Origin of the sequence: Pedobacter borealis DSM 19626, assembly GCF_000708285.2 — a bacterium.
Classification (GTDB): Bacteria; Bacteroidota; Bacteroidia; order Sphingobacteriales; family Sphingobacteriaceae; genus Pedobacter; species Pedobacter borealis.
Window position 1 is genome coordinate 1 of sequence record NZ_JAUG01000116.1, and the last position, 13,161, is coordinate 13,161.

At 36.9% G+C, this 13,161-nt stretch carries 10 protein-coding genes; 1 reads left to right on the forward strand and 9 read right to left on the reverse strand.

Going from position 1 to position 13,161, the window contains the following annotated elements:
* Nucleotides 1-305 precede the first annotated feature (305 nt).
* Nucleotides 306-1,964 (reverse strand): alkaline phosphatase PafA, encoded by a 1,659-nt coding sequence (gene pafA, locus AW17_RS21330; protein ID WP_029279906.1) that lies wholly within the window; start codon nt 1,962-1,964, stop codon nt 306-308.
* A gap of 67 nt (nt 1,965-2,031) precedes the next feature.
* Nucleotides 2,032-3,321, reverse strand: a complete 1,290-nt coding sequence (locus tag AW17_RS21335) for a bifunctional folylpolyglutamate synthase/dihydrofolate synthase (protein ID WP_029279908.1) — start codon at nt 3,319-3,321, stop codon at nt 2,032-2,034.
* 182 nt (nt 3,322-3,503) lie between these two features.
* Here AW17_RS21335 and AW17_RS21340 point away from each other — a divergent pair, with 182 nt between their 5' ends.
* Nucleotides 3,504-6,383 carry a T9SS type B sorting domain-containing protein gene (locus tag AW17_RS21340; RefSeq protein WP_029279910.1) on the forward strand — a complete coding sequence of 960 codons (2,880 nt, stop codon included), beginning with the start codon at nt 3,504-3,506 and terminating at the stop codon, nt 6,381-6,383.
* Between the two features lie 214 nt (nt 6,384-6,597).
* On the opposite strand, the gene AW17_RS21345 is transcribed toward AW17_RS21340, so the two are convergent.
* From AW17_RS21345 to AW17_RS21375, 7 genes are all read right to left on the reverse strand, one after another.
* The gene (locus tag AW17_RS21345; protein WP_029279912.1) at nt 6,598-7,434 is read right to left on the reverse strand and encodes an energy transducer TonB; all 837 of its coding nucleotides are present in this window, start codon (nt 7,432-7,434) and stop codon (nt 6,598-6,600) included.
* Nucleotides 7,434-7,835 (reverse strand): ExbD/TolR family protein, encoded by a 402-nt coding sequence (locus AW17_RS21350; protein ID WP_025144642.1) that lies wholly within the window; start codon nt 7,833-7,835, stop codon nt 7,434-7,436. The genes AW17_RS21345 and AW17_RS21350 overlap by 1 nt, the downstream gene beginning before the upstream one ends.
* Entirely contained in the window at nt 7,835-8,539 is a 705-nt protein-coding gene (locus AW17_RS21355) for a MotA/TolQ/ExbB proton channel family protein (RefSeq protein WP_029279915.1), read from the reverse strand. The genes AW17_RS21350 and AW17_RS21355 overlap by 1 nt, the downstream gene beginning before the upstream one ends.
* A complete protein-coding gene (locus AW17_RS21360) occupies nt 8,539-10,308 on the reverse strand; it encodes an HU domain-containing protein (protein WP_029279917.1) in 1,770 nt (589 codons plus the stop codon). Before AW17_RS21360 ends, AW17_RS21355 begins: the two co-directional genes overlap by 1 nt.
* Nucleotides 10,309-10,854: 546 nt before the next feature.
* Nucleotides 10,855-11,211, reverse strand: coding sequence for a LamG-like jellyroll fold domain-containing protein (locus tag AW17_RS21365; RefSeq protein WP_029279919.1), 357 nt, complete (start codon nt 11,209-11,211; stop codon nt 10,855-10,857).
* Nucleotides 11,212-11,281: 70 nt separating this feature from the next.
* Nucleotides 11,282-12,547 carry an erythromycin esterase family protein gene (locus AW17_RS21370; RefSeq protein WP_029279921.1) on the reverse strand — a complete coding sequence of 422 codons (1,266 nt, stop codon included), beginning with the start codon at nt 12,545-12,547 and terminating at the stop codon, nt 11,282-11,284.
* A gap of 84 nt (nt 12,548-12,631) precedes the next feature.
* Complete coding sequence (locus tag AW17_RS21375) at nt 12,632-13,027, reverse strand: hypothetical protein (RefSeq protein WP_029279923.1); 396 nt, start codon at nt 13,025-13,027, stop codon at nt 12,632-12,634.
* Between the last annotated feature and the right edge of the window lie 134 nt (nt 13,028-13,161).

Consider the following 13,161-nt stretch of genomic DNA (forward strand, 5'->3'; position numbering starts at 1 on the left):
AGTTGGGCGGAAACACAAAGTTGGTTAAAATGTTGATTATTAGTAGTTTGTAAAATAACATCAATGGTAGGGATAATTTACTGCATAAAAATCATTATGGATGACAGCGTAATTTAAAGGAAATGACTCTCCACAAATGGTCGTCATTGCGAGGAGGCTTTTTCAGCCGACGAAGCAATCTTACAACTATCGCTAGTAGCGAGCGCTTTAAGATTGCTTCGTGCCTCGCAATGACGATACTTTTTAGGGACCTATCACTATTGCGTTAAAACAAAAAACTATGCTGGTGAGCATAGTTTTTTAAATTATTTATTGGTGATCTCTGTGATCGGTTCTCCAACATTACCATTTGGCATCTGAATATGGAGTAGCGCAGCCAGCGTTGGTGCAATATCAGTCATGTAATGTGTTTTATTGGATGCTCCAGCTTTGATTCCCCAGCCCATAAAAACCAATGGAATGTGCGAATCGTATGGGTTCCAGTTTCCGTGTGTGGTACCTGTGCTGCCACCGTTAAACCAGTTTGGTTGTAAAACATAGTAGATATCACCGCTTCTGCGCGCATTGTATCCATTGGTAATCATCTTTTTCTGGATTTCCTGAAGTGTGCTTTGCGATATTTTAGCAATATCAACTGCATTTTGGAAACCGTCTAGTCTTTTTAAGAATTCTACAGATGCCGATTTAATTACATCAAAACTTACATCACCTTTATCGGTTTTATCATGATCGAAAATGATCTGATTGTTCTGAGATTTTAAAACCACATTGTTTACTTTAAATTTATCATTTAAGTAAGCATTTAATTTGTTTGCGATATCACGGTCACTCACTACGCCCGAAGGCAATTTATTTTCTTGCATAAAGCCTGGTACATGCGCAGCACCATGATCGGCAGTTAAAAATACGGTGTAATTTCCTTTACCTACTTTTTTATCCAGGTAGTTGAAAAACTCTTCGAAATCTTTATCCAAACGTAAATAAGTGTCTTCTGCTTCTACTGAGTTTGGACCATACGCGTGACCAACATAATCAGTAGATGAGCAACTTACCGCTAAGAAATCGGTAATGTTATCTTGTCCTAAATCTTCAGAAAGGATCGCTAATTTGGCAAGATCTAACGTGATGGTATTACCATAAGGCGTGCTTCTGATGGCATCGAAGTTTTTATCAATATTTTGGGTGAGCTGATGAGGGAATGTGCTCGCTTTGCCTTCGTATGCTTTCTCATCTGCTGTGCTATTAACATAGGTATTCATTGGATACAATGTTTCCCAGTTTTTTGCATAGAACTTGTTTGCCAATTTCAATTTATTGTAATCGGCAATCCATGTTGGCACTTCTTTCATGTAATAAGTACTGGTAATCCAGTTTCCGGTGCTACCCTGATACCAATATGCTGCATTTGCCGCGTGGCCAGCAGGAAGGATCGACCCCCTGTCTTTTAATGAAATACCAATTACTTTACCTCTAAAATTTGTAGCTAACCTTAGTTCATCGGTAATGGTAGTGGTTAGCATATTTTTTGGCGACATATTTCCTTCAGAAGATGGTGTACTCCCAACGGTAGATACAGAAGAATCTTCAGTACAGTATACATTTTTTTTGGTTTCAGGATCGTACCAATCGTTACCAATAATGCCATGAACTGCCGGAACAGAACCTGTATAAATGCAGGTATGGCCACAGGCCGTATAGGTTGGTGTATAAGGAATAAAAGTATTTTCTACAGAAAAACCTTCATTAATTAATCTTTTAAAGCCACCATTGGTATAGCGGTTATAGTAGCGATATAAATAATCCCAACGCATTTGATCAACCACTAAGCCAACCACCAATTTAGGACGGGCCACCTCGGCAGGGAATGCTTTAGGTTGTGCTGTGGAAGGTTTTTTAGTCTGAGCTGAGGTGAGTGCGATCGAAAAAATAGAAATGGAAAAGATTAGACAGGATATTTTCTTCATTGTGTTTTAGTTAAAGGGCTAAAGTAATAAATTTAGGTAAAGCTACTTTGAAGTTTGTGTAAAGATTTTATATCGCTTCGGCCACTACAAATGTACTTCCGCCAATAAAAACCAGATCTTTTGAATCGGCATATTGAATAGCCTTTTCTTTTGCCTCGATTACCGATGCATAACTGTTTCCTTTTAAGTTAAATGTTGCAGCCTGTTCTTTAAGTTCATCTGCTGCTAAACCACGTTCTAAATCTGGTTTGCAGAAATAATAAGTCGCATTTTTAGGCATCAAGGATAAAACTTTCGAAATATCTTTGTCCTTAACCATACCAAAAACAATATGTAGGTTTTGATAAGGGGTTTGTGCGATGTTTTTGATTACCTCGGCAATGCCAGCTTCATTATGGCCGGTGTCGCAAATCACTAAAGGATTTTTACTCAAGGTTTGCCAACGCCCCTGTAAACCGGTTTGCTTTTTAACCTGGCTTATTCCTTTATAAATCGCTTCCTGATTAATTTTAATTTCTGTTTTCTCGTTAAGTACAGCGAGGGTTTTTAAAACGGTTAAAATGTTTTTGTGCTGGTAAACGCCGGTAAGATCGCTTTGAAGATCCTTGTATTTAATTTCACTATTCTGATAAACAGATAGGGAAAGTTTATTGTTCCTGATCTTAAAATCCTGAGCGCTTAACTTCGCATTAGCAAAAACAATTGGAGCACCTACTTCTTTTGCCTTACTGATAAAAACTGGAGCCGATTCTGCTTGTGTTTCGCCGATTACAACCGGGATATTCATTTTAATGATGCCTGCCTTTTCACGAGCGATTTCGGTAAGCGTATTGCCCAGCATATTCATGTGATCAAGGCTGATATTAGTGATGACCGAAATTTGCGGTGTAATGATATTGGTCGAATCTAACCTTCCGCCTAAACCCACCTCAATTATGGCCACATCAACCTCATGTTTTGCAAAATGATCGAATGCCAAGGCAACGGTTACCTCAAAAAATGAAGGCTCGGTTTTTTCGATGAGTTTCTGCTGCTCCTTTACAAATGATACCACTTCAGTTTTGCTGATCATTTTTCCATTTATGCGGATGCGTTCGCGGAAATCTTTCAAATGGGGAGAGGTGTACAATCCTGTTTTATATCCTTGCGATTGCAGTACCGAAGCCAGCATGTGTGAGGTAGATCCCTTTCCATTTGTACCCGCCACATGGATACTTTTAAATTTATCCTGCGGATTATCCAGTGCTTCGCAAAGGATAATGGTATTGGTTAAATCTTTTTTGAAAGCGGATGCGCCAACACGGGTAAACATGGGGAGTTTACTGTATAAAAAATCAAGCGTTTGTTGGTAGTTCATAATTTGCATCAAATATAAGTTGACTGGAGTTATTATGAAATGAAATGGGCAGATTTTATTAAACCTAGTATTTCTAAGTTTTTAATATTAAAGTTAGGTGATTACTTTAAAAGTGTTTTATAGCAATTTAATTTGTAAGGTTATGTTGTTATATTTGCCGATATTTAACGGTCTCAATAATAATGATTAATAAAATTAGTCTAATTCTCTTCGTACTCCTATCTTGTTGTTTCAAACTTGCAGCTCAAACTTTTTATGTAAGTTCTATAGATTATTCTAAGGGGGCAAGCGACCTTTACAAGGTTGAATTTACAAGTGAAGGGGTAAAATCTACAAAAATAGTCGGATGTTCACCTGGTGATCAGTATTTTTCAATCGCAATGAACAGGAATAATTTGTTTTGGTTTAGAAATTCAGAAATATACACTGCGGATGTAAAAGAGAACAGTATTGAAAATTGCAGGCGTTTATTTTTAGGTATGTCTGGCTCAAATTCACTTACCCTTGGCGCGGATAATAAGTTATATTATTGTTCTGGTTATTTATTCAATACAGATATTAATACGGGAAAATCAGAGGCTTTAGGTTTACTAAATTATTCACCTACAGGAGATGTCTGTTTTTATAAAAAAGATCTTTATATGGCAGCATATCAAGGGATAGTGAAGATTAATGTTAAAGAACCTAATAAAAGTACCCTTCATATTCCATTGCCTGCAAATATGTCCCTTTATGGGATCGTTAGTGTTTCAACTGGCCTCAGAAAAAACACCGTTTATGGATTGCAATATTTAGGCACCCAAACCAATATTATCGAGTTTGATATAGAAAACCAAAAAATGGTTGGTGTAGTGGGAACGCTTCCATATACTGTTCTTGATGCTGCAAGTATGGTAGAAGATGGTAGTATTATTGGAATAGAATTCGAAAGGGTAGATATAAATCAAGATTGCGCCTCAGGAAACACAGCCAATGTCGATGTGATTACGACCCCGCATATTGAAGATTTTACCTATACTTTAAACGGAGTTACCAATACAACAGGTAAATTTGTTGGTTTATCAAAAGGTCAGTATACACTTTCTATCAGTTCTGCATCTGATTCCTATACTACAACTGTTGATGTTCCTGAGGTTAATTTGATAAAACCTATTTACAACTGGCACATCAAAAATCAGCTTTGTGAAACCCTTGGTGAAATTACTTTTAATACTCCTGAACAAAACAGCAGCTATCAAATCAGATACAATGGGAAGTTGTATCCTTTAAATAGTACATTCTCTAATTTAATAAGTGGTAATACGAATCACTTTGAAATTGTGAATAAATATGGATGCAAGGTTGATGAACAGGACCTTGTTGTTGGACGGGATAAATGTAAAATCCAATTCGATAAGGCTGAGGTAAAACAACAATGTGATGTTTTTCACAAAGGAATAATTAGTGTCTTAACAAAGCCACATGTAGCAGCTTATACTTATATCTTAAATAATGGTTTAAGCAATACCACCGGAATATTCAAAGATTTAATTCCCGGGCCCTATCATATTAAAATTATTTCTGATGAAGATGAATTAGAAACCGACATAATTGTGCCAGATTACAAGCAACTACAACCAGAATTTTCTTTTGCTAAAATAAATCCAGCTTGTGCCGCTAAAGGAAATATTCAATTTAATGCTTTTGCCGGTAGTAATGATTATAGGATAAAATTTAAAAATGATGTTTTGCCCTATGATTATCAATTCACTAACCTAGAAGTGGGCAATTATCATTTTGTTATTCTCAATAAAGATGGCTGTTTGATTGATGAGTATGATATCACCTTGGTTTATGAAGCCTGTTCAATAGTTATAAGCGATATCGAAATCCAACCCGAATGTAATGTTCTTGGAAAAGGCTTTATAAAAGTTAATTGCCCACCAATTCCAGAAACCTATACATTTACACTTAATAATTCAGTATCAAATAATACCGGTGTTTTTAATATGCTTGATCCCGGTAGTTACACAATTGAGGTTAAAGCATCTGGTGGTGCGCCAGCAGCATATAGGACTATTGAAGTACCTGATTATTCTTTAACTAAACCGCTTACAAAGATTAATGCTAAGAATCCTGCTTGCGATCTGAAGGGAGAAATATCATTTTTAATAGGTAGTAATTCATCTGATTATAATGTGAAATATAGAGGACTAGTTTATCCGGGCAACCATATTTTTTCAGATTTAATTGAAGGAGATTACAATTTTACCATTTTAAAGCTTAATGGCTGTATTGTTGATGAATTAAATAAAAAGCTAGTATACGAACCCTGTCCAATTGTTATCAATAGTATCGAGATGCTTGCCGAATGTAATGTTCTTGGAAAAGGCTTTATAAAAGTTAATTGTCCACCAATCCCTGAAACTTATACCTTTACCCTTAACAATTCAATATCAAATAATACCGGTGTTTTTAATATGCTTAGTCCGGGGAGCTACGATATTGAAGTAAAAGCATCTGGTGGTGCACCAGCAGAATATCGAACTGTTGTGGTTCCAGATTATTCCTTAACCAAACCCTACACTTCGATTAATGCAAAAAATCCTGTTTGCGATTTAACTGGGGAAATCTCATTTTCTATTGGTAGCCGTTCAGCTGATTATAACATCAAGTATAATGGAGTAGTTTATCCAGGTAATTACGTTTTTTCGGGTTTATACGAAGGTAACTACACCTTTTCGATACTCAAACTTAATGGCTGTATTGTTGATGAGTTAAATGTTTCTTTAGAAACAGAAGCCTGTAACGACATTTCATTTCCGAATGCTTTCAGTCCCAATTCGGATAATATAAATGATGATTTTAAAGCGAAAGAGGGAAGTAGGGCTTTTAATTTTCAGATGCAGATTTTTGATAGAAGGGGAGTAGTTATCTTTTCTTCAAATAAATTATATGACGCTTGGAACGGTGATTATAAAGGGCAACCAGTTCCCGTAGGAGTCTATTTTTGGGTGGCATCGTTTACAACTCAGGAAAATAAAAGAATAATTAAAAAGGGATCGGTTACCTTGATTCGATAGCTCGTTAAACTATGTTGATTAATTACTTAAGCGAGTAATTTGTTTGGGTGATGGATATGCTGTTAGATATTACCATCTGATCGATAATCAGGTTATAATTGTTTGTCGAAAATTTTGAGGAGATAAGTCTTCTGTCAGATAGTAATATCTGACAGCACAATAAATGATAACGCAAAAAAAATGGTCTGTGAAGACACAGACCATGGATATTTTTTTATTTCACTTTAAAGTTGAACATTACAATCCCGGTTTGTACATCGGGAGCTGATTCTAATTTGTTTAAGCTCGCACCTAATACCGCCTGTTCACATTTCCGCCAAAGTGCTAAATCAGATAGGGTAGTGCCTTTTGCACCTGCACGGGCCTGAACCACTTTACCATTTTTATCTACGCGGATTTGAACGGCAATTTTTCCTGCACTTTGTCCATCATCCTGAATTCTAGGGATATCGATGAATTTTCTGCTGGCTAATGATAACTGTACATTACCATTTCCAGAACCACCTTCTCCATAATTTGATGCCAATGGATCTCCATCTTTATCACCTTGGTTTCCTGGTGTTTTTCCAGTTCCATCTCCCTGGCCCTGACCAGTATTCTTTTTGCCTTTGTAAAGTGCGTTTTGATTAATCACCGGTTTAGACGGCTTATCTTCAGTTACCGGAGTTGGTGCTGCAGTAGTCGGTTTTGTAGGTTTGGTATTTACGGCAATGGCATCTTCTGTATTTTGTGTCTGAATTTCCTTTTCAGTATTTTCGGTAGCGGTAGTTGGGGTCACTTTTTCTTCCGGCGTTACCTTATCAGGCGCTTTACCATTGGCATTTGGATCTGCCGATGGTTCTTCAATGCTGGTATAATCATCGCCCATTCCTTCTGCTGAAGTTCCATAATTTACAACCATACCACCCATACCCACTTCTTCAGGTGGCTGGAACGAGCCAATCACAATAAAAAAGCTGATCAACAATAAAAAGCCCATAATTCCGCTTGCTATGGCAATGGCCTTAGGGTAATTATTTTCCTCGTTAGGTATTTGTGCTTTGTAGTTCATTATTTTTTAGGCTCAACGGCTACAACAAGTTTTAATTTTAATTTATTGGCAATATCGTTTACCACAAATCCATCCTGATAAGTCACATTACGCGATACATATAAAAGAATGGTCATATCTGGTGCCAATTTTTGGTATGATGCCAATGTTGGCTCTAATTCTTCAATGCTAACTGGTTTCTTTTCAACGAAATATTTTAAATTTTCGTCTATCGTAACGGTAACTGCTTTCTTGGCGGTCGATTGCTGTCCGCTGGATGATTGTGGCAACAACAATTTAACCACGGTAGGATTTACCACGGCAGAGGCCAATAAGAAAAACAGCATCAGGAAGAACATAATATCGTTCAACGCTGAAGTATGTACTTCTACCGATCCTTTTGTTCTTTTGCGTAAATTCATTATTTGCCTGGTTCTTCTAGTAAATCAATAAAATCAATTGCATCGGTTTCCATTTTAAGGATGATTTTTTCGACCATAATGTTTAAAATGTGATACAGTACGTAAGCGATAATACCGATAATCAGTCCTGTTGCAGAAGTAATCATTTTGGTATATAAACCGCCGGAAATGGTTCCGATTTCAATCGCACCTTTTATTGATACCTGGTGGAAAATGGTAATTACTCCCACAATTGTACCTACGAAACCAAGCATTGGTGCAATACCTGCAACAATACCCAATATACTGATGTTCTTCTCTAATTTAGAAACCTCTAATTTACCAACATTTTCAATCGCACCTTCAATATCTTTAATTGGGCGGCCAATGCGTTTTAAACCTTTTTGCAACATGCGCGAAAGGGGAGAGTTATTATTTCTTAAAAGCGACATTGCGCCCTCTAAATTTCCTGATTGGATATACGACCTGATCTGACCCATTAGGTTCGATTCGTCTTTGGTTGCTTTTTTAATGGTTAAATAACGTTCAAAAAAAATAACTAAGGCTAACAATGCTAAAAAAGCCAATGGAACCATTACCCAGCCGCCTTTAAAAAGCAGATCGATAAAATGTAGTTCTGGCTGTGGTTGTGTTACTGCTTGGTTAACCGCATTTGCGGTGTCTTGTAATGCTTGTGTGGTGTCCTGAATTAATAAAGTTATCATTATGGTTGTGTGTTGTTAAATATTTGTTGTACGTAAAACCCTTTTCCCTTTAGTTTTTTCTGCAAAATATCTTTCTGCTCCTCGGCCTCTTTTTGTGTTTTAAAACTCGCAATGCTTACTTTTTTCCATGGCCCAGCCATATTTGCAATTTTCGCATTTAATCCTCTGGTTTTAACTATGGCAATATATTTTTCGGCTCCCGCAACGGTTTTATAAGATGCAGCAATAACATCAAACGTAGAAGGACCGGTGTTTGGTACAATTTTATTTTCTTTTGGTGCTTCTACAATAGGTTTAAACGCAGGTTTTGCAGCTACTTTTTTAACCGTATCTGATTTTTTCTGAACCTGATTGGCTTTTAAAATGCTATCTGTTTTGGCTATAGAATCCTGTTTTGCTTTTAGGGTATCAACAACAACCTTCGGCGAATCGACAATTACTTGTGCAGGTTTTACTGCTTGAGCTGTTTCACCAGTAAATAATTCTGGTTTAACCAAATAGGTTATCGCTGCAATAACAGCCAAAGCTAACACTGCAATTGTAATCATCAACCAGGTGGACATACCTTGTCGTGTTTCGTCTCTATGTTCAATTGGATCGTGACCAAAACGGTTAGGGTGCTCTGCATGTTGCTCTTTTATAAATGCAGGGGCCTCAATTACAGGTTCTTCTTTTTTAGCTTCGTCTTCTAAATTGATGTATGTTTTAGGTTCCTCCGTTTCCGACCTAAGCGAGAAACGGCTCGAAGGTTCAGTTTGCGGGACAACTGTTTCTGGTGCCTCCACGGTATTGATTTCTTCAGGTGCTGAGGCATTTTCTGTAGCAATTACTTCGTCTTGTGCATCGTCAGATTCAGGCGTTTCAATAGCGGGTTGTTCAACAGCGATATTTTCTACTTCCGACTCTGGCGTGTGACCAAAACGGTCTGGATGCTCTTCATGCTGTGCCACAACTGATTCAGGAACCTCTACAGCTTCAGCATTAGTATTTTCTACCTCTTCTTTAGGTGTATTTTCAGCAGTATTTGCTTCATCTTGTGCTTCAGTAGATTCAGGTGTTTCAATTGCCTGATGTTCGGCGGCGATATGTTCTACTTCCGATTCTGGTGTATGACCAAAACGGTTAGGATGTTCTTCATGCTGTTCCTTAATAAATTCCGGTGCTTCAACAATTTCTTCTGAAGGAGTTTCTGAATGTTTTAAAGTGTTTTTAAGATCATCTTTAACTTCGTCCAATTCTACATTTTCGATTACCGGAGCCTGGTATGATTTATTCTCAAATGGAGATGGTACCACTGGTGCTTCAGCAATTTCGTCGTAAACTTCTTCCTCTTGTTGAGGTGAATCAGTTTTTATTTCCTCAATTACGGTTTCTGCCAATGATGGAAGTCCGTAAAATTCAGAACCGTAGTTCATGTTTTTGACCGGTTCGAAACCTAATCCTTGTTCGGTAAAAAATAAGCGACCAGTATTCTGCAGTTCGACCTCATGGTCTAACTCTAATTTTTGATTTATTTCTTCAACAAACTTGGCAATGTGATTGCGGGCATCATCGTTACTGATGTTTGTTTTAGCTGAAATGAAATTGGCTAAAGCGTCTTCTTCTGTTACTTCTGCTGAAAACTGCAGCGTATATCCGGGAGGCAAAAACGTTTGTTTTTCCTTATCGTATCTTCCTGGGTATTTTTTTTTATAAAAGGTGCCCAAGCCGGTAATACCAACTTCTTTGCGTTGCTGCAAGAGTTCTAACAGGTATGATAAGATATCCATTCGGGTAAAATTAAGCGTTTAAAATTAAAAATTATATTCTACCTTCAAATAGTGTCTATGGGTGCTATTACACATCCTATTCCAAAAAGGGGACAAAAACGAGTACAGTTTTGTTATTTTAATCATGAAAAAAAATCACAGTTTTCTAAATCTATATCTGTATCCGTGCAAAGATAACGGTTACAAAGATAGAAATGGTATGCTAGTAAGCAAATCGCTAAATCGATATAATATTGATTTGAAGCTAAAACCTAAACTATAGAAACGCTTTACTATAGAAAAGCGTATAAGAAAACGAAGATGGGGATTTTAAAAGTGGCTGTATCATAATGAGCTTGAGGTGCATTTTTGCTGCAGGCTGTCATTTATAGATCTAATAGAAAGATCGTCATTGCGAGGAGGAACGACAAAACAATCTTTCATGCTTGCGAGCCCTGCTATAAAGATTGCTTCATCCAATGAAAAATTGGCTTCGCAATGACGACCTCTCGATAAATGTCCCCTAGGATGAAAATTCAATGTTTATGAGACAACCTCTTAGGTAATTTAACGGTTATAAAAGAGCACCAATAAACAAGGAACGGTAGTAGACCAATCAGTACTCTCCATGTTAAGCAAATTTGCGGTGTGGCCATGGCCTGTTGCATCTGCAATGGTGGTTCCAGTACCTTCGTCGAATTTCCAATATGCCTCTAAGTTGGTGCTTTTGGCACTTACACTACATTTATTGGCCGAAATTGTCGACTGTGCCAATGCCGATTTCCAAACCCGCATTTCATCAAACTGACCGTTAAAACCTCTGTTGGCATCCCAGCTTCTCGAAATCTGAAATGTGCCGTTAGGAGCAATAGTACCAGTTGCGCTCATATGGGCATCTAAAGTACCATTGATGTAGATTTTCATGAGCGTATTCTAAAAGGATTGATTTTGTTCTTCGGTGAAGCTATTAGCCTAAAAGCGGTTTTTTTATAATTTATTTAACCACTAAGGCACAAGGATACATCTCCCGAATATAAAAAATGCCATCGTAAATATCCGTCCACGATGCAGAATCAGTAAAATGATATATACCCTTCATCAGAAAATATTTTTTATTGTCTGGATTTTCTTCACGAAACTGCTTAAAGTTTACAAAAGAATAGGGTACAGTTTCAGGAATCCAGGTTTCGAAACTGTTCTTCGCTGGTGGCTCTGCAGCATACTTTTTTTCGATGGTAACTATACCAGAGGTTCCAACTCTGGAGTTAAAACCTAAGATATAAGTTTGTTCGTTTAGCTGTTGATCTGTTGTGAAAAAATTGCCCATCGTTTTCATCTCATTCCCAGTATGCCGTTTCGATTTTTTTATTAGCTCGGGATGTTTAAGGATATGCGCATTATGCGCCCAAACAATTATTTTTTCTTTTGGAAACTTGTATTTTAAGAGCCATTTTAAATTCTCAGCCATTTGTTTATCTCTAATTTGGTTGTAATCACCACCCTTGCTTAAAAAAGAAATCTCACTTTTCGTTAAGGCGTTTAAGCTTTTAAGTAGCATGGTTTCAAAAGTGGTAGTATCAGTTACGGAAAGTTCACGGTTAATTTGTTGTAATGCTTCCTTAAAATTTCGCTGTTTTTGAAGATTTTTATTATACTTTATTGAATCGATAAAGGAAAGAAAATCTATTTTATATTTTTCAGTATTCGTGTAGTTTATCTTTTTCAGTTTTAGATAATTGTCAATAAATGTTTTCAAATTTGTGGCGCTGTAAAGCCCATGTACTTGATTATCGAAACCAGATATGGTAAGTGGTTTTTTATCTCTAAAAGTTTTTGGCACATAATGGTACAATAAATCATCACAGGAATTACATTTGGTCCATACACTAAAAATATTGCCCAAGAGGAATGGGTCAATTTTAGACTGTTGTTTTTCCAGTTGATCCCAACCCTCATTCAATGCAAAAAAGTCACTCTCAAAGGCCAAAACATTGAATCCTTTCTGTTCATGAAGATATTTAACCAATCTTGTTTTCGCTAGAAAAGTTGGTGAGTCGCCATGATCCTGTTCGCCCAACATCACCACCCTCGAATCGCCAATTGCCTTTCCAATGGCATGCAATTCAGAGAAATCAGTCGAATCTGGCGATATGGTATGGATATCAACCCGTTCTTCTGCTACAAACTGTTTTATATCTTTTTGTGCGCAGGCAGAAAAAATAATTGAGATGAATGCGAAGGGTAATAATCGGTTTAACATATTTTGTTATTTGATCAGTTTTGATAGAGGTATAGGTATTAAAGATATGGTTGTAGAAAGCTTTATTTATATGTCAAGCTTCTCTCAAATTTTACTAATCTGTTTCAGCGTTTTTAAGTCGTAAATTGAGATTTCGGTTTTGTCGTACTTGTTATTGTTGTTTGAGTCGGTGTGACCTGTAACAACAATAGCCCCTGTTTGCTTGTTAACCACCCAAGTTCTTACGAAGAGTTTATTATCTGTTAACTGTGTTCTTTTTTGTCCATCAGGAGATAAGATTATAATCTGTTTTGGATCGTTCCAGTCTATTCCCTTTTTTTCGTCAAGATCAATAGTTTGGGCTGAAATAATAATTTGATTGATCCCCAAGTGGTCAATCTTAACCTGTTCAAGTTTTTCAAAATAGCCATCACTCGGGAAATCTACCTGTTTTGTTTGTCCGTTTTTATTATTAACCTGAGTTCGATTATTAAATCTCATTTTGTGGCGTTTTAATCAAGTTTTCTGTTAAGACGGTCGTCACCCTGAATTTATTTCAGGGTCTTTCACGCTAAAAAGATGCTGAAATAAATTCAGCAGGACGATAAAGCGGGATTAGGCGTAAATAAGATATA